Consider the following 17,190-nt stretch of genomic DNA (forward strand, 5'->3'; position numbering starts at 1 on the left):
GCTGGGTGGGCGGCGGGGCCACCGTCGTGACGGCTGGGTGGGCGGCGGGGCCACCGCAGTGACGGCCGGGTGGACGACGCGGCCACCGCCGTGACCGCCGGATGGACGGCGCGGCCACCGTCGTGACGGCCGCTGTGCCCCCGTCCCGCACCCCCACATATCGTTGAGTGACCGCGGCTCGTCGAGACCGCTCGACGAGCCCCCTCACCCCCGAAGGACGCAGATGACCCGCGTGATCGCCGGCCGCGCCGGCGGACGCCGCCTGGCCGTACCACCGGGGAACGGCACACGGCCCACCTCCGACCGCGCGCGCGAGGGCCTGTTCTCCACCTGGCAGTCGCTCCTCGGCGGCCCGCTCGACGGCGAACGCGTCCTCGACCTGTACGCGGGCTCGGGCGCCGTCGGCCTCGAAGCGCTGTCCCGGGGCGCGGGCCACGCGCTCCTGGTCGAGACGGACGCCCGGGCGGTCCGCACCATCCGGGAGAACGTCAAGGCGCTCGCCCTGCCCGGCGCGGAGGTCCGGTCCGGCAAGGCGGCCTCGGTCATCGCGGGCGCGGCCCCCCAGGACCCGTACGACCTGGTGTTCCTCGATCCGCCGTACGCCGTGAGCGACGACGATCTTCGGGAGATCCTGCTCACACTCCGTGCCCAGGGCTGGCTCGCTGAGCAAGCGCTCGTCACCGTGGAGCGCAGCACCAGAGGCGGGGAATTCGGCTGGCCGGACGGATTCGAGGGGCTCAGGTCCCGGCGTTACGGCGAGGGCACGTTTTGGTACGGTCGCGCCGCCTCGACCAGCGAGGAACCCACCTCATGAACGCATCGTCAGGACCCGAGAGCGAGGGACTTCAGTTGCGCCGCGCCGTCTGTCCGGGGTCGTTCGACCCCATCACCAACGGGCACCTCGACATCATCGCCCGCGCCTCCAAGCTCTACGACGTGGTCCACGTCGCGGTGATGATCAACCAGTCCAAGAAGGGCCTGTTCGAGATCGACGAGCGGATCGAGCTGATCCGTCAGGTCACCGCCGAGTTCGGCAACGTCGAGGTGGAGGCCTTCCACGGCCTGCTCGTCGACTTCTGCAAGCAGCGCGACATCCCCGCCATCGTCAAGGGCCTGCGCGCCGTCAGCGACTTCGACTACGAGCTGCAGATGGCCCAGATGAACAACGGCCTCTCCGGCGTCGAGACCCTGTTCGTCCCCACCAACCCCACGTACAGCTTCCTGTCCTCCTCGCTCGTCAAGGAGGTGGCGGCCTGGGGCGGTGACGTCTCCCACCTCGTGCCGCCGCTGGTGCACACGGCGCTGACCGAGCGCCTGGCCCAGGACGGCTGAGCCCCCGGCCAGCCAGAACGGGTCCCGCGGAGCTGACGTCCCGTCACCCGGTGTCGGGGCGGCGGCCGCTGCCTTTACAGTCGCCTTGTCCGTCTCCCATCGGGCAGAGACTTCTAGCAGGCAGAGAGTGGCGAGCACACGGTGGACGTGCAGAAGAAGCTGGACGAGATCGTCGGAGCGGTCGAGGGCGCCAGGTCCATGCCGATGTCGGCCTCGTGCGTGGTCAACCGGGCCGAGCTGCTCGCGCGCCTCGAAGAGGTCCGCGCGGCCCTGCCCGGCTCCCTCGCCCAGGCGCAGCAGGTCATCGGCAGCGGCGAGCAACTGGTCGAGCAGGCCCGCCAGGAGGCCGACCGCATCCTCGAGTCGGCCCGCGCGGAACGCGGCTCGCTGATCTCCGACACCGCGGTCGCCCGCCAGTCCCAGGACGAGGCCGACCGCATCCTCGCCAAGGCCCGCGCGGAGGCCGAGGAGATCCGCCAGGAGGCCGACGAGTACGTCGACTCCAAGCTCGCCAACTTCGAGGTCGTCCTCACCAAGACCCTCGGCTCGGTGGGCCGCGGCCGCGAGAAGCTCCTCGGCACCGGCCAGGGCCTGGATTCCCAGGGGTACGAGGACCCGGACTTCACCGAGGCCCCCGAGCGCAGCCAGGACCCGGAGACCCTGCGCCGGCGCGCGGACGGGTACGTGGACGTGAAGCTCGGCGCCTTCGAGGCCGTGCTGTCCAAGACGCTGGACGCGGTCGGCCGCGGCCGCCAGAAGCTCCAGGGCCGCGTCGCCTCCGACGACCTCGGCCAGCTCGGCGCCCTCGACGAGCACGGCCACCAGCACCTCGCCAGCGACGCGGACTACCTCGCGGACCTGGCCGAGCCGCAGCACCAGCCGCAGCAGCCCCAGGAACAACCCCAGCCCCAGGAACAACCCCAGCCGTACGAGCAGACCTCGTACGAGCAGGCCTCGTACGAGCAGGCCTCGTACGAGCAGACCTCGTACGAGCAGACCTCGTACGAGCAGACCCCGCCCCCTCCGCCGCCCATGGCCCCGGCGCCGATCCCCGCGCAGCAGCAGTACGCCCCGCAGGGTCAGGACCCGTACGGCTACCAGCAGCAGGACCCGTACGCGTACCAGCAGATGCCGCAGGACTACACGCAGCAGGATCCGTACGCGTACCAGCAGCAGGACCCGTACGCCTATCAGCAGCAGAGCCAGGACTACGGGCCGCAGGGGTTCGGGCCCGGGGCGGACGGCATGCAGATGCAGGGGTTCTACGACGGCGGCGGGCAGCAGTCCGACCCGGCGCAGCAGCAGGCGCCCGCGCTCGACGAGACCAGTCTGTTCGACACGAGCATGATCAGCGTCGATCAGCTGCGGGAGTACGAACAGGGGCGCGGCCAGGGGCAGTGAACGGCTCTGGCCAGCTGTAAGAGGGCGGATTGGGCCGACAGCGAATGGTCCAGTATCCTGGCTCTTCGGTCGCGCGTGCGCTCTGTCGTTTCTTGACGCCCGCGACCAGGCTCTCCGCTCACAGCGGGGTCAGCCTCCCCAAGACTTCGATGATCGAAAGCAGGAAGAGCCCTGAACGCCCGCCTCGACCACCGCAACCCCCTCGTGTTCGACACGCACGAGCTGGGTCGGCGTCCCGGTGCGCTCCAGCGGCTGACCCGCACGATCGACGCACCCTCCGGAGACGCGATCTTCGGCATCCAGGGAGTCATCGGAGTGCCCGGTGGCGCTCCGGTCGAGCTGGAGCTCCGGCTCGAGTCCGTCATGGAAGGGGTGCTTGTCACAGGCACCGCCCGTGCACGGGTCGAGGGGGAGTGCGTAAGGTGTCTGGAGCCGCTGGAGCGAGAGCTCGAAGCGGACTTCCAGGAAATGTTCACGTACCCCGACGCCGATGACCGTGGCCGCAGCAAGCAGGCGGAACCGGCCGACGACGCCGAGGACGAGGACATGACCCCCCTCGAGGACGGACTCTTCGACCTCGAGCCCGTGCTGCGCGATGCGGTGGTGCTCGCACTGCCGATGCAGCCGGTGTGCCAGGACGACTGCCCGGGTCTCTGCGCCGAATGCGGTGCGCGGCTCGCGGACGACCCGGACCACCACCACGACGCCGTCGACATCCGTTGGGCGGCATTGCAGGGACTCGCTGATTCGCTCCAGGACGGCGAGAAGGACGAGATGAGCGGCGCCGAAGCGGAAGCTGGCGTCGACGAGAAGCAGGAGAAGTAGCCGTGGCTGTTCCGAAGCGGAAGATGTCGCGCAGCAACACGCGCCACCGCCGGTCGCAGTGGAAGGCTGCGGTCCCCACCCTGGTTTCGTGTGAGCGTTGCCAGGAGCCGAAGCAGCAGCACATCGCGTGCCCGAGCTGCGGCACCTACAACAAGCGCCAGGTCCTCGAGGTCTGAGCGGCTGGTGAGAGGCACCGTGTCTAGCCACAAAACGGCGGATGACGCCAAAGCGGCAAACGCCAAGAAGCAGGCGGAGAACACGGCCTCGTCCCACACGCTTCTGGAAGGGCGGCTCGGGTACAAGCTCGAGTCCGCCCTTCTGGTGCGTGCGCTGACCCACCGTTCCTACGCGTACGAGAACGGCGGCCTGCCGACGAACGAGCGCCTCGAGTTCCTCGGGGACTCCGTGCTCGGACTCGTCGTCACGGACACGCTGTACCGCACCCACCCCGACCTGCCCGAGGGCCAGCTGGCCAAGTTGCGGGCCGCGGTGGTCAATTCGCGTGCGCTGGCGGAGGTGGGCCGCGAGCTCGACCTCGGCGCCTTCATCCGGCTCGGCCGGGGCGAAGAAGGCACGGGCGGCCGGGACAAGGCATCCATCCTCGCCGACACCCTCGAAGCGGTGATCGGCGCCGTCTATCTCGACCAGGGTCTGGACGCGGCCTCCGAGCTGGTCCACCGGCTCTTCGACCCGCTGATCGAGAAGTCCTCCAACCTCGGAGCCGGCCTGGACTGGAAGACCAGCCTCCAGGAGCTCACCGCGACCGAAGGCCTCGGCGTGCCCGAGTACCTGGTCTCGGAGACCGGCCCCGACCACGAGAAGACCTTCACCGCTGCCGCCCGCGTCGGAGGCGTCTCGTACGGCACCGGCACCGGTCGCAGCAAGAAGGAAGCGGAGCAGCAGGCCGCCGAGTCCGCGTGGCGTGCGATTCGCGCCGCCGCGGACGAGCGCGCCAAGGCCGAAGCCGAAGGGGCCGAAGGGGCCGCAGAGGCCGCGGCGGCGGACGCCGGCAGCGCCCCCGAATCGGCCAAGGCCTGACGCCGACGCCGAGCCGCAAGCCGTTCCGCAGGCTGTACGACGGCCCGTCCCGTATCCCACGGGGCGGGCCGTCGGCCGTGCATTCACCCACGTACCGGGGGAGGACCCGTGCCCGAACTGCCCGAGGTCGAAGTCGTCCGCCGCGGACTGGAGCGCTGGGTCTCCGGACGCGTCGTGACCGAGGTCGAGGTGCTGCACCCACGCGCCGTACGCCGCCACCTCGCCGGCGGGCCCGACTTCGCCGCCCGGCTCAAGGGGCACCGGATCGGCATCGCCCGGCGGCGCGGAAAGTACCTGTGGCTGCCGCTCGCCGATTCGCCGAACGCGATCCTGGCGCACCTCGGCATGAGCGGCCAACTCCTCGTACAGCCTGAGGGCGCCCCCGACGAGAAGCATCTGCGCATCCGCGTCGGCTTCGACGACGAGCAAGGCACCGAGCTGCGCTTCGTCGACCAGCGGACCTTCGGCGGGCTCTCGCTGCACGGCACCACCGCCGACGGGCTGCCCGACGTCATCGCGCACATCGCCCGCGACCCGCTCGACCCCGCCTTCGACGACGAGGCCTTCCACCAAGGCCTGCGCCGCAGCCGTACGACCATCAAGCGGGCGCTGCTCAACCAGTCGCTGATCAGCGGCGTCGGCAACATCTACGCGGACGAGGCGCTCTGGCGCGCCAAGCTGCACTACGAGCGCCCCACCGCCACCTTCACGCGCCCCCGCACCATCGAACTCCTCGGCCACATCCGCGACGTCATGAACGCCGCGCTCGCCGTGGGCGGCACCAGCTTCGACAGCCTGTACGTCAATGTGAACGGCGAGTCCGGCTACTTCGAGCGGGCGCTCGACGCCTACGGGCGCGAGGACGAGCCGTGCCGGCGCTGCGGCACGCCGATGCGCCGACGGCCGTGGATGAACCGGTCCAGCTACTTCTGCCCGCGCTGCCAACGGCCGCCGCGGGCGACCCGTACGTAAGACGGGGCTAGGGCCCGTCTCCCCGATCTCTGCGGGCCCTAGAAGCCGAAGTCCTGCGTCCACCAAGGGCCGCCGGACGCGAAGTGGGCGCCGACGCCGAGGGTCTTGTAGTCGCAGTTGAGGATGTTGGCGCGGTGGCCCGGGCTGTTCATCCAGGAGTCCATGACGGACTGGGCGTTGGACTGGCCGCGGGCTATGTTCTCGCCGCCGAGGTTGCTGACCCCGGCCTGCTCGGCGCGGTCCCAGGGGGTGTCGCCGTCCGGGTCGGTGTGGTCGAAGAAGCCGCGCTCGGCCATGTCCTCGCTGAAGTCGGCGGCCAGATCGGCGAGGGCGGCGTCGGCCTTCACCGGGCTGCAACCGGCCTGCGCCCGCTCCTGGTTGACGAGGGAGAGCACCTCGGCCTCGGCGGCCTGGCCGGTGTCCGGGGACTGCGGAGCCGACGGCTTGGCGGGGGCGGCCGACTCGGGCTTCGCCGGCGCCTGGGTCTTCGGCTTCTCCGTCTTCTTCTCACCGGCGCCGGTGTCCGCGGTGGACTTCTCGGGCGACGGGGTCTTGGACGGCTTCGCGGAGCGGGACGGGGAGGCCTTCGACGGCGTCTTCGACGGCTCGGGGCGCTCGGAGCCACGGCTCGTGGGGCTCTCGGAGCGGTCCGGGGAGGCGGAGGTCTCGCCCTGCGTCTCCAGATCGGTCGGGCTGCCCGCGGACTGCACGCGGCTGGACTCCTGGCCGTCGCCGCCCGTGAAGGTGTCGCCGGGTATCAGGCCGGAGGCGACGGCGACGGCGCCCATCGCCACGGCAGCGGAGACGCCGAGCAGACCGGTACGCACCGGCACCGAGCCCCGCTTCGAGCGGCGGTGCGAGTGTGCGCCGCCCGTGCGACCGGTGTCCGCCGGGTGCTGCTCGTCGCTCGCGCCCGCGGCGCCCACGCGTCGGTGGCGTCCCATCTTGGTGGCCTTCCTGATCCCTGAGGTTCGTGTGCCTCACCCGTACGAGTGAGGCGCGGCTGTCGCGACTGTACGTGAAGAGAATGTGGGGGCGAAGTGCCTTGCGGGCAATAGGCCGGTTAGCTTTCCCACATGAATGAAGAGGTACGGCTCACCGCCTGGGTACGCGGTCAGGTACAGGGAGTGGGCTTTCGCTGGTTCACCAGGGCGAAGGCACTCGAGATCGGCGGTCTGGTCGGCTTCGCGCTCAACCTCGCCGACGGCCGCGTCCAGGTCGTTGCCGAAGGCACCCGCATCGGGTGTGACGCACTGCTCGGCTGGCTCAGGGAGGGCGACACACCCGGCCGGGTCGACGGCGTCACTGAGATCTGGGACACGCCCCGGGGCATCTACGACACCTTCGCCATCCGGTGAGGACGGGCGGGTCCCGGGCGTCCGACGCGGCGCAGGGACCCGCACCCGGCGAAGTCGCGGACGGAAAGCGCCTGGTGGTTGCCAATAAAGCCTTGTCGTGCCAGGCTGCGCGGAGCAGAATGATCTCCACGCCCCCAGGGCCCCGAAGGAGAGCAGCGCCGCCCGTTCCAGGCCGCGCGCCCCCGGGCCGCCCGCCAATACGGGGTGTGATCGTGTTGACCGTCAAACTTTTTGGTGAGACTCTGGAAGTCCCCGCGCACCCCGGCTGTTTGGCATGTGGGAACGGCAATCAAAACAAGCAGTGCCATTCACCGCGGGTGCTTCCCTCACGACCCACACCGATTCGGTCGGTCACTCAGTGTGGAGGACCATCCATCATGGCAAAGGCGCTTCTCGGTTACGTCGGCGGCTCCGACCCGCGACTCCTCGCCGAGATGCGACGGCTCCAGCAGCGCGTCCAGGACCTGGAATCCGAGCTCGTACGAATCCAGGCCGAGAACGACGCGCTGGCTACTGCTGCCGCTTCTCACGAAGGCGACTCGTTTCTGGAGAGCATCGACGTACCCCAGGCGGAGCCTGCGCTGACCTGAGTTGCTGCCTCGTGAGGCATCACTCGGGGCTGCCTGTGTCAGCCGCTTGAGAAGATCTGCAAGGGACGCTTCGGCGTCCCTTCTTTCTTTCCCCCGCTTTCTTTCCCCCCGCTTCCCCTCCCCGCCGGTGCCGCCCGTCCGCTCCGGATCCCCCTGCCGCTCCGGATCCCCCTGATCGTCAAAGCGTTCCCTCACGTCTGATGTGCCCTGCACCCTCCGCGATGAAACCGCGTGTTCATGCCGTGAGACGCGGCGGTTCATGGAGTCGGGGCGAGCCCGAAAGGTAGAGTCCGGCGGCGTGCACCTCAAGGCCCTGACCCTGCGCGGGTTCAAATCCTTCGCCTCGGCGACCACACTGCGCTTCGAGCCGGGCATCACGTGCGTCGTCGGACCCAACGGTTCCGGCAAGTCGAACGTGGTGGACGCGCTCAGCTGGGTCATGGGTGAGCAGGGCGCCAAGTCGCTGCGCGGCGGCAAGATGGAGGACGTCATCTTCGCCGGCACCACCGGGCGGCCACCGCTCGGCCGGGCCGAGGTGTCGCTGACCATCGACAACTCCGACGGTGTGCTGCCCATCGAGTACGCCGAGGTCACCATCACGCGGATCATGTTCCGCAACGGCGGCAGCGAGTACCAGATCAACGGGGACACCTGCCGACTCCTGGACATCCAGGAGCTGTTGTCCGACTCCGGCATCGGCCGCGAGATGCATGTCATCGTCGGCCAGGGCCAGCTCGACTCCGTACTGCACGCCGACCCCATGGGGCGCCGCGCCTTCATCGAGGAGGCGGCGGGTGTGCTCAAGCACCGCAAGCGCAAGGAGAAGGCGCTGCGGAAGCTGGACGCGATGCAGGCCAACCTCGCACGCGTACAGGACCTCACCGACGAACTCCGCCGACAGCTCAAGCCCCTCGGGCGGCAGGCCGCGGTCGCACGTCGGGCCGCCGTCATCCAGGCCGACCTGCGCGACGCCCGCCTCCGCCTCCTCGCCGACGACCTGGTCGGGCTGCGGGAGGCACTGCGTACGGAGATCGCCGACGAGGCGGAGCTGAAGCGGCGCAAGGAGGAGGCCGAGGCGCGGCTCAAGGCGGCGCTCGCGCGGGAGGCCGAGCTTGAGGGCGAGGCGCGCCGCCTCGCACCGCGGCTGCAGCGCGCGCAGCAGACCTGGTACGAGCTGTCGCAGCTGGCGGAGCGGGTGCGCGGCACGGTCTCGCTCGCCGACGCCCGCGTGCAGAGCGCCACCTCCGCGCCCGCGGAGGAGCGGCGCGGCCGCGACCCCGAGGACATGGAGCGCGAGGCCGCCCGGATCCGGGAGCAGGAGGCCGAGTTGGAGGCCGCGCTCGAAGCGGCCGAGCGGGCCCTTGAGGACACGGTGGCCCACCGGGCCGAGCTGGAGCGGGAGTTGGCGCGTGAGGAGCGGCGCCTGAAGGACGTGGCGCGGGCGATCGCCGACCGCCGCGAGGGCCTGGCCCGCCTCAACGGCCAGGTGGGCGCGGCCCGCAGCAGAGGGGCTTCGGCGCAGGCCGAGATCGACCGGCTAGCCGCCGCGCGCGACGAGGCCCAGGAGCGGGCGGCCGCGGCGCAGGAGGAGTACGAGCAGCTCAAGGCCGAGGTTGACGGGCTCGACGCCGACGACTCCGAGCTCGGCGAGCGGCACGACGCGGCCAAGCGTGAACTGGCCGACGCGGAGGCGGCCTTGTCCGCCGCACGCGAGGCGGCCACCTCGGCGGAGCGGAAGCGGGCGGCGACGGCGGCCCGGCACGAGGCGCTCGCGCTCGGGCTGCGCCGCAAGGACGGTACGGGAGCGCTGCTCGCCGCGAAGGAACAGCTGGCCGGGCTGCTCGGTCCTGCCTCCGGACTGCTCACCGTGACCCCCGGGTTCGAGGTGCCGGTGGCGGCGGCGCTCGGGGCCGCCGCCGACGCGATCGCCGTGAGCCCCCCGGCGACGGCGGCCGAGGCGATCCGGCTGCTCCGCAAGCAGGACGCGGGCCGCGCGGCCCTACTGCTCGGCGGCGCCCCCGACGACGTACCGGCGAAGCATGGGGACGGGCCGCCGTTCGCCGCTGAACTGGTGCGCGGGCCCGAGGAGTTGATGCCCTCGGTGCGGCGGCTGCTTCGCGGGATCGTCGTCGTGGGAACCCTGGAGGACGCCGAGGATCTGGTGCACGCGCGGCCGGAGTTGACGGCCGTGACCGCCGAAGGGGACCTGCTCGGGGCGCACTTCGCGCAGGGCGGGTCGGCCGGGGCGCCGAGCCTGATCGAGGTGCAGGCCTCGGTGGACGAGGCCGCGGCCGAGCTGGAGGAGCTCGGGGTGCGGTGCGAGGCGCTGGCGGACGAGCAGCAGCGGGCGGTGGAGCGGCGGCGTGGATGTGCCGCGCTGGTCGAGGAGTTGGGGGAGCGGCGGCGGGCCGCGGACCGGGAGAAGTCGGCGGTGTCGCAGCAGCTCGGGCGGCTCGCCGGGCAGGCGCGCGGGGCCGCGGGCGAGGCGGAGCGGTCGGTCGCGGCGGCGGCCCGCGCGCAGGAGGCCCTGGACCGTGCACTCGAAGAGGTGGAGGAGCTGGCCGAACGGCTCGCGGTCGCGGGGGAGCTGCCCGTAGAGGAAGAGCCCGACACCTCCGTACGGGACCGGCTCGCGGCCGACGGGGCCAATGCGCGGCAGACCGAGATGGAGGCGCGGCTTCAGGCGCGCACGCACGAGGAGCGGGTCAAGGGCCTCGCCGGACGTGCCGACGGCCTGGACCGGGCCGCGCGCGCCGAACGGGAGGCCCGGGCACGGGCCGAGCAGCGCCGGGCCCGGCTGCGGCGCGAGGCGGCCGTCGCACAGGCGGTCGGCTCGGGCGCCCGGCAGCTGCTCGCGCACGTGGAGGTGTCCCTCGTACGGGCCGAGCGGGAGCGGGAGGCGGCCGAGCGGGCCAAGGCGGAGCGTGAGCAGGAGCTGGTGGCGGAGCGGAACGCCGGCCGGGACCTCAAGGCCGAGCTTGACAAGCTGACCGACTCGGTGCACCGGGGTGAGGTCCTCGGCGCCGAGAAGCGGATGCGGATCGAGCAGTTGGAGTCGAAGGCGCTGGAGGAGCTGGGCGTCGAACCGGCCGGGCTTGTCGCGGAGTACGGGCCCGACCAGCTCGTACCGCCGTCGCCGCCCGCCGAGGGCGAGGAGCCGCCGGACACTGAGAACCGGAGCGGCGGCTCCGCCGCGGGGTCTCATCCGCGGAGCACACCGCGGCCGTATGTGCGCGTGGAGCAGGAGAAGCGGCTGAAGGCGGCCGAACGGGCCTACCAGCAGCTCGGGAAGATCAACCCGCTGGCGCTCGAGGAGTTCGCGGCGCTGGAGGAGCGGCACAAGTTCCTGAGCGAGCAGCTGGAGGACCTGAAGAAGACCCGCGCCGACCTCCTTCAGGTGGTGAAGGAGGTGGACGAGCGGGTGGAGCAGGTCTTCACGGAGGCGTACTACGACACGGCCCGGGAGTTCGAGGGCGTCTTCTCGCGGCTCTTCCCGGGCGGCGAGGGCCGGCTGGTCCTGACCGATCCGGACAACATGCTGACCACCGGTGTGGACGTCGAGGCGCGGCCGCCGGGCAAGAAGGTCAAGCGGCTCAGCCTGCTCTCGGGCGGCGAGCGGTCGCTCACGGCGGTGGCGATGCTGGTCGCGATCTTCAAGGCGCGGCCCAGTCCGTTCTATGTGATGGACGAGGTCGAGGCGGCACTCGACGACACCAATCTGCAGCGGCTGATCCGGATCATGCGGGAGCTGCAGGAGTCCTCGCAGCTCATCGTGATCACGCACCAGAAGCGCACGATGGAGGTCGCGGACGCGCTGTACGGCGTGTCCATGCAGGGGGACGGGGTCTCGAAGGTCATCAGCCAGCGGTTGAGCTGATCCGGGGCCGGCGGCCGAGCTGACCCGTTCCGCCCGTTTCTCCCTTAATAAGTTCAAGCATTGAACTCTTGGCGTCTTCGCATGCTCAGAAAATCACAGCACTCGACCTATTGACTTCGGAACTTGAAGACATAGTCTCTGCAAGGTTGTTTTTACCTTCAAGTGGTGAGTGGCATGAAGTTGTGCGCCACTGGAAGGTGCCTCTACCCCCACCCCGGCGCTGTGGCCGGTGGCGCCCGAGGAGTACAAGTGACGAGCACATCGCAGGCCCCGCAGGCGGCCAAGGGTCCACGTCCGGACCATCTCGGCCATGTCATCTTCATTACGGCTGCGGCCGCGATGGGCGGCTTCCTCTTCGGCTACGACAGTTCCGTGATCAACGGCGCGACCGTGGCCATCCAGCACCGGTTCGAAGTCAACGCGGACATGCTCGGCTGGATCATCGCCACCGCGCTCCTCGGCTGTGCCGTCGGCGCCGCCCTCGCGGGCCGGATCGCCGACCGGATCGGCCGTATCCGCTGCATGCAGATCGCCGCCGTGATCTTCGCCGTCAGCGCCGTCGGCTCGGCCCTGCCCTTCGCCGCCTGGGACCTCACCATGTGGCGCCTGCTCGGCGGCGTCGGCATCGGCATGGCCTCGGTGATCGGCCCGGCCTACATCGCCGAGGTCGCCCCGCCCGCGTACCGCGGCCGGCTCGCCTCGTTCCAGCAGGCCGCCATCGTCATCGGCATCGCCGTCTCGCAGCTGGTCAACTACGGCATCCTCACCCTGGCCGACGGCGACCAGCGCGGACAGCTGGCGGGCCTGGAGGCCTGGCAGTGGATGCTCGGCGTGATGGTCCTCCCGGCCGTCCTGTACGGCCTGCTGTCCTTCGCGATCCCCGAGTCGCCGCGCTACCTGATCTCCGTGGGCCGGGTGGCCGACGCCAAGAAGGTGCTCACCGAGGTCGAGGGCACCGGCATCGACGCGCACGCGCGCGCCGCCGAGATCGAGGACGCCATGCGCCGCGAGCACAAGCCGTCCTTCAAGGACCTGCTCGGCAAGGTCGGCTTCCTGCCCATCGTCTGGATCGGCATCGGCCTCTCGGTGTTCCAGCAGCTCGTCGGCATCAACGTGATCTTCTACTACTCGAACCAGCTGTGGCAGTCGATCGGGCACGACCCGACCAGTTCGTTCCTGTACTCGTTCGAGACGTCGATCGTGAACATCGTCGGTACGGTCATCGCGATGATCTTCGTCGACCGGATCGGCCGCAAGCCGCTGGCCCTGATCGGCTCCGCCGGTATGGCGATCGCCCTGTTCACCATGGCGTGGGCGTTCTCGTACCGGACGGGCGCCGGTGACAACGTCTCGCTGCCCGACGCGCAGGGTCTGATCGCGATCATCGCCGCCAACGCCTTCGTCCTGTTCTTCGCGCTCTCCTGGGGCGTCGTGGTCTGGGTGCTGCTCGGCGAGATCTTCCCCGGCCGGATCCGCGCCGCCGCGCTCGGTGTGGCCGCGTCCGCGCAGTGGCTGGCCAACTTCGCGATCACCAAGACCTTCCCGAGCATGTCCGAGTGGTCGCTGACCGGTTCGTACGTCATCTACGGCGCCTTCGCGGCGCTCTCCATCCCCTTCGTCCTGAAGTTCGTCCGCGAGACGAAGGGCAAGACTCTGGAGGAGATGGGCTAATCCCCGCTGCCCCTCTCTCCAGATCGGTCGTGCCCCGGTTCAGTCCTTGAGCCGGGGCATGACCCTTTCCGCGAACAGGTGCAGGGAGCGCCAGCCCTCGTCGAGCGGCATGCCGCCGCACAGCGGGTGCAGGATCAGGTTGTCGTGGCCGCCCTCGTTCAGGGTCACGCACTCGTCCGGGGTCAGGACCCGGTACACGCCCTCGGCCCGCAGCTCGGCCACGCTGCCCGCCCCCGAGCGCACCGCCGAGTGGATGTCCTGGTTCTGCCAGGAGGCGTACGTCCGCGCCTCGTGCAGAAAGTGCTCGCCGTACTCGGCCCAGGTGCGGTCCGGGTCCTCGGAGATGTGCAGCAGTGGTGTCTCTTCCCCCGGCATCATCGTCCAGCCCTCGGTGCCGTACTCGCGCAGCTTCTCCTGGTAGTACGCCTCAAGGTCCGGCAGATGCGCGCTCGGGAAGAACGGCAGGCCGAGCCGGGCCGCCCGGCGCGCCGCGGGCTTCGACGAACCGCCCACCAGAAGCAGCGGATGGGGCTCCGTGTACGGCTTCGGCGTCACCCGGACCGTACGGCCGCGGAATTCGAAGGGCTCCCCGGTCCACGCCTTGAGCAGCGTCTCCAGGAGCTCGTCCTGCAGCGCCCCGCGCCGCGCCCAGTCGACGCCGGCGGCCTCGTACTCCTCGCGCCGGTAGCCGATCCCGGCGACGGTCACCAGACGGCCGCCGCTGAGCAGATCCAGTACGGCGATGTCCTCCGCGAGCCGCAGCGGATCGTGCAGCGGGCCGATGATCGCGGAGACGGTGACGGCGATCCGCCGCGTGGCCCCGAAGACCGCCCCCGCGAACGTGAACGGCGACGGCAGCCAGTTGTTGGCGGCGCCGTGGTGCTCCTCGGTCTGGATCGTGGCCAGACCCCGGTCGTCGCAGTACGCGGCCATCTCGACGGCGGCGCGGTAGCGGGCGGCGAGCAAATCGGGCGTCGCCGCGGGATCGACGAGGTTGAAACGTACGACGGTGACGGCCATGACAGACGACGTCCCCCTTCACCGGGAACACGGACTACGGGAACCGTGGCCTTGCGAAGGGGGACGGTAGTTGACGCGACGTCAGATAGACAGGGGTCGGGTCAGACGGACACGGTCTCGCGCTCCGCCTCGGCCCGCGCGGGCGAACCGGCTTTCACCGCAGGGGACTTGGAGCGCGGCAGCACCGCGTAGAGCAGGGCCGACACCGCGATGCCCGTCACCCAGCCGAGGCCGTGCCTGCCGATCCAGGAGGTGGCGAGCGGGCCCGCGAACCAGTCGACCTTGGTGAAGAGCAGCCCCGTCAGCAGGGCGACCGCCCACGCCGTCATGGCCTGCCAGGCGAAGCCGCCCTTGTACCAGTAGGCGGAGGTGCGCGTGGTGTCGAGCAGCGCCTCACCGTCGTACGACGTGCGGCGCAGCATGTCGACGCCGAAGACGCCGATCCAGGCCGAGAACGCCACCGCGAGCAGCGTCAGGAACGAGATGAACGAGCCGATGAAGCTGGTCGCCACCACCATCAGGAGGAAACCGAAGACCAGGCTGATCACCGCGTTCACGCTGACCGCCGCCGCGCGCGGCACCTTGATGCCGAGGGTCTGCGCGGTGAAGCCCGCCGAGTACATCGACATCGAGTTGATCAGGAGCATGCCGATCAGCGCGATCAGCAGATACGGCACCGCGATCCAGGTCGGGAGCAGTTCGCCGATGAACGCCACCGGGTCCTGCGCGCTCGCCAGGTTCGGCGTCGACACCGCCATCACGGCGCCCATCAGGACCATCGGCAGGACGACGATGCCGGCGCCGCCGACGGTCGTGCCGACCAGCTTCTTCGACGAGGCCGCGCGCGGCAGGTACCGCGTGAAGTCCGGGCCCGAGGGCACCCAGCTGATGCCGCCCGCGCCGATCACGCCGATGCCCGCGACCACCATCGCCGCCGAGCCCGCGGGCTGGTCCACGACCGCCGACCAGTCGGTCTCGGCGATCAGATAGCCGAGCACTAGCACGCTGAACGCGCCGAACAGATACGTCGACCACTTGCTGCACACCCGCAGCGCGTTGATGCCGAGCCCCGACACCAGGAACGTGCCGGTCACGAAGAGCAGCAGCGTCACCACGATCAGGACGGTGTTCGACTTCACACCGAAGAGCAGGTCGAGCACGGTCAGGATCGCGTACGCACCCGTGACCGCGTTGATCGTCTCCCAGCCCCAGCGGGCCACCCAGATCAGCGAGCCAGGGAAGAGGTTGCCGCGCTGCCCGAAGACCGCCCGCGACAGCGCCATACCGGGAGCGCCCCCGCGCTTGCCCGCGATGGAGATCAGGCCCACGATCCCGTACGAGACGAGGGGGGCCACCGTCGCGACGAGCAGCACCTGCCAGATGTTCAGGCCGTTGAAGACCACCAGGCCCGCGCCCATGGTGAGCAGCAGCACACTGATGTTGGCGGCGACCCAGGTCGGGAACAGCTCCCGGACCTTGCCGGTGCGCTCGCTGTCGGGAACCGGTTCAAGACCGCGGGTCTCTATCGCGCTCTCGGTCTCGACGGCGGAAGCCTCGGCGGAGGCACTTGGGGACGCGGGCATGCGGTAGCTCCGTGGGGGGAGAGGAGAGGGAACCGCAACTATCGTACGTTCGCCCTAAAAATGGCAAATAGGGCCCAAGGTCCCTTGGTCTGAGCGGCGAGGCTTACGGGCTTCAGCCGCCCGTGTCCGCACCGGCACGCCCGCCAGGGGTCTCCCGCATACTGGCAGGGTTATGGACATCCTCATCCTTGCTGTAGTCATCGCCGTAGTCGTGATCGGCGCGATCAGCGGCCTGGTGGTGAGCGGCCGCAAGAAGAAGCAGCTGCCCCCGTCGGCCCCGTCGAGCACGCCGACCATCACCGAGCCCCCGGCCGAGCCGCACGTCGGCGAAGAGGCCGAGGAGCCACACGAAGAACCTCGCCGCACCATCGAGGAGGTCGAACTCCCCGAGGCGCAGGCGCCCGCGCCGGAAGCCCCCGCCGAAGAGGCCGAGGCCGTCGAGGCACCCGAGATCGAGGTGCCCGAGCCCACCGCCGGCCGACTGGTCCGGCTGCGCGCCCGCCTGTCCCGCTCGCAGAACACGCTCGGCAAGGGACTGCTCACGCTGCTCTCCCGCGAGCACCTCGACGACGACACCTGGGAGGAGATCGAGGACACCCTCCTCACCGCCGACGTCGGCGTCGCCCCCACCCAGGAGCTGGTCGAGCGCCTCCGTGAGCGCGTCAAGGTCCTCGGCACCCGCACCCCCGACGAGCTCCGCGGCCTGCTCCGCGAGGAGCTGCTCACCCTGGTCGGTACGGACTTCGACCGTGAGGTGAAGACCGAGACCGGGCACGAGGCGGGCGGCGTCCCCGGCGTCGTGATGGTCGTCGGCGTCAACGGCACCGGCAAGACCACCACGACGGGCAAGCTCGCCCGTGTCCTGGTCGCCGACGGCCGCACCGTCGTCCTCGGCGCCGCCGACACCTTCCGCGCCGCCGCCGCCGACCAGCTGCAGACCTGGGGCGAGCGAGTGGGCGCCTACACCGTGCGCGGCCCTGAGGCGGGCGACCCCGCCTCCGTCGCCTTCGACGCGGTGAAGGAGGGCAAGGAGATGGGCGTCGACGTGGTGCTCATCGACACCGCGGGCCGCCTGCACACCAAGACCGGGCTCATGGACGAGCTCGGGAAGGTCAAGCGGGTCGTGGAGAAGCACGGTCCGGTCGACGAGGTGCTCCTCGTCCTCGACGCGACGACCGGGCAGAACGGCCTGGTCCAGGCCCGGGTGTTCGCCGAGGTGGTCGACATCACGGGCATCGTGCTGACGAAGCTGGACGGCACGGCGAAGGGCGGCATCGTCGTCGCTGTGCAGCGGGAGCTGGGGGTTCCGGTCAAGCTGGTCGGGCTTGGGGAGGGGGCGGATGATCTGGCGCCGTTCGAGCCTGAGGCGTTTGTGGATGCGTTGATCGGGGAGTGACGGGAGGCTCCCGTCGCGGCTGCCGGGCTTGGACAGTGACGCGCTGTCCGGGCCCGGCTTCGTTTTCCCCTCCCCGCCCCTTCCCGACTGTGTCCGATATGCGGCTGGCGCCGCGTGGCCTGCCGGA

The 17,190-nt window shown here is 70.5% G+C and carries 15 protein-coding genes; 12 read left to right on the plus strand and 3 right to left on the minus strand.

Going from position 1 to position 17,190, the window contains the following annotated elements:
- The first annotated feature begins 223 nt into the window (after window positions 1-223).
- The 7 genes from rsmD to mutM all read left to right on the plus strand — a co-directional run bounded on the left by rsmD (window position 224) and on the right by mutM (window position 5,568).
- A complete protein-coding gene (rsmD, locus tag QIT00_RS32145) occupies window positions 224-814 on the plus strand; it encodes a 16S rRNA (guanine(966)-N(2))-methyltransferase RsmD (RefSeq protein ID WP_282538987.1) in 591 nt (196 codons plus the stop codon).
- A 35-nt stretch (window positions 815-849) separates the two neighbouring features.
- Window positions 850-1,332: a pantetheine-phosphate adenylyltransferase gene (coaD, locus tag QIT00_RS32150; RefSeq protein WP_282538998.1), complete on the plus strand. Its 483-nt coding sequence runs from the start codon at window positions 850-852 to the stop codon at window positions 1,330-1,332.
- 141 nt (window positions 1,333-1,473) lie between these two features.
- Entirely contained in the window at window positions 1,474-2,733 is a 1,260-nt protein-coding gene (locus tag QIT00_RS32155) for an ATP synthase subunit B family protein (RefSeq protein WP_282538988.1), read from the plus strand.
- 171 nt (window positions 2,734-2,904) lie between these two features.
- Window positions 2,905-3,558, plus strand: a complete 654-nt coding sequence (locus QIT00_RS32160; RefSeq protein ID WP_282538999.1) for a YceD family protein — start codon at window positions 2,905-2,907, stop codon at window positions 3,556-3,558.
- Between the two features lie 2 nt (window positions 3,559-3,560).
- Window positions 3,561-3,734: a 50S ribosomal protein L32 gene (gene rpmF / locus QIT00_RS32165; RefSeq protein ID WP_026165248.1), complete on the plus strand. Its 174-nt coding sequence runs from the start codon at window positions 3,561-3,563 to the stop codon at window positions 3,732-3,734.
- 7 nt (window positions 3,735-3,741) lie between these two features.
- Window positions 3,742-4,596 (plus strand): ribonuclease III, encoded by an 855-nt coding sequence (rnc, locus tag QIT00_RS32170; protein ID WP_282538989.1) that lies wholly within the window; start codon window positions 3,742-3,744, stop codon window positions 4,594-4,596.
- A 108-nt stretch (window positions 4,597-4,704) separates the two neighbouring features.
- A complete protein-coding gene (gene mutM, locus QIT00_RS32175) occupies window positions 4,705-5,568 on the plus strand; it encodes a bifunctional DNA-formamidopyrimidine glycosylase/DNA-(apurinic or apyrimidinic site) lyase (protein ID WP_282538990.1) in 864 nt (287 codons plus the stop codon).
- Window positions 5,569-5,606: 38 nt separating this feature from the next.
- Here the strand turns inward: mutM and QIT00_RS32180 are convergent, their stop codons facing one another.
- On the minus strand, window positions 5,607-6,512 hold the full coding sequence (locus QIT00_RS32180; RefSeq protein WP_282538991.1) for a CAP domain-containing protein: 906 nt from the start codon (window positions 6,510-6,512) through the stop codon (window positions 5,607-5,609).
- A gap of 132 nt (window positions 6,513-6,644) precedes the next feature.
- On the opposite strand from QIT00_RS32180, the gene QIT00_RS32185 reads away from it, so the two are divergent.
- The 4 genes from QIT00_RS32185 to QIT00_RS32200 all read left to right on the plus strand — a co-directional run bounded on the left by QIT00_RS32185 (window position 6,645) and on the right by QIT00_RS32200 (window position 13,064).
- Window positions 6,645-6,926, plus strand: a complete 282-nt coding sequence (locus QIT00_RS32185) for an acylphosphatase (protein ID WP_282538992.1) — start codon at window positions 6,645-6,647, stop codon at window positions 6,924-6,926.
- A gap of 377 nt (window positions 6,927-7,303) precedes the next feature.
- Window positions 7,304-7,516: a hypothetical protein gene (locus QIT00_RS32190; protein WP_161700093.1), complete on the plus strand. Its 213-nt coding sequence runs from the start codon at window positions 7,304-7,306 to the stop codon at window positions 7,514-7,516.
- Window positions 7,517-7,814: 298 nt separating this feature from the next.
- Window positions 7,815-11,393: a chromosome segregation protein SMC gene (smc, locus tag QIT00_RS32195; RefSeq protein ID WP_282538993.1), complete on the plus strand. Its 3,579-nt coding sequence runs from the start codon at window positions 7,815-7,817 to the stop codon at window positions 11,391-11,393.
- Between the two features lie 249 nt (window positions 11,394-11,642).
- Window positions 11,643-13,064 carry a sugar porter family MFS transporter gene (locus QIT00_RS32200; protein ID WP_282538994.1) on the plus strand — a complete coding sequence of 474 codons (1,422 nt, stop codon included), beginning with the start codon at window positions 11,643-11,645 and terminating at the stop codon, window positions 13,062-13,064.
- 39 nt (window positions 13,065-13,103) lie between these two features.
- Here the strand turns inward: QIT00_RS32200 and QIT00_RS32205 are convergent, their stop codons facing one another.
- Complete coding sequence (locus QIT00_RS32205) at window positions 13,104-14,084, minus strand: LLM class flavin-dependent oxidoreductase (protein ID WP_282538995.1); 981 nt, start codon at window positions 14,082-14,084, stop codon at window positions 13,104-13,106.
- 101 nt (window positions 14,085-14,185) lie between these two features.
- A complete protein-coding gene (locus tag QIT00_RS32210) occupies window positions 14,186-15,667 on the minus strand; it encodes a cytosine permease (RefSeq protein ID WP_282538996.1) in 1,482 nt (493 codons plus the stop codon).
- 172 nt (window positions 15,668-15,839) lie between these two features.
- Between QIT00_RS32210 and ftsY the strand changes: the two genes are divergently transcribed.
- Window positions 15,840-17,063, plus strand: coding sequence for a signal recognition particle-docking protein FtsY (ftsY, locus tag QIT00_RS32215; RefSeq protein WP_282538997.1), 1,224 nt, complete (start codon window positions 15,840-15,842; stop codon window positions 17,061-17,063).
- Window positions 17,064-17,190 lie beyond the last annotated feature (127 nt).

The sequence above is a fragment of the Streptomyces luteolus genome, assembly GCF_029968015.1.
In the GTDB taxonomy this organism is placed as follows: Bacteria; Actinomycetota; Actinomycetes; order Streptomycetales; family Streptomycetaceae; genus Streptomyces; species Streptomyces luteolus.

What these genes read in the sequence shown, in the direction of transcription:
- rsmD (WP_282538987.1), top strand. Translation starts at nt 224, where the DNA reads ATGACCCGCGTGATCGCCGGCCGCGCCGGCGGACGCCGCCTGGCCGTA.
- QIT00_RS32180 (WP_282538991.1), bottom strand. Translation starts at nt 6,512, where the DNA reads ATGGGACGCCACCGACGCGTGGGCGCCGCGGGCGCGAGCGACGAGCAG.
- QIT00_RS32185 (WP_282538992.1), top strand. Translation starts at nt 6,645, where the DNA reads ATGAATGAAGAGGTACGGCTCACCGCCTGGGTACGCGGTCAGGTACAG.
- QIT00_RS32190 (WP_161700093.1), top strand. Translation starts at nt 7,304, where the DNA reads ATGGCAAAGGCGCTTCTCGGTTACGTCGGCGGCTCCGACCCGCGACTC.
- QIT00_RS32205 (WP_282538995.1), bottom strand. Translation starts at nt 14,084, where the DNA reads ATGGCCGTCACCGTCGTACGTTTCAACCTCGTCGATCCCGCGGCGACG.
- QIT00_RS32210 (WP_282538996.1), bottom strand. Translation starts at nt 15,667, where the DNA reads ATGCCCGCGTCCCCAAGTGCCTCCGCCGAGGCTTCCGCCGTCGAGACC.
- ftsY (WP_282538997.1), top strand. Translation starts at nt 15,840, where the DNA reads ATGGACATCCTCATCCTTGCTGTAGTCATCGCCGTAGTCGTGATCGGC.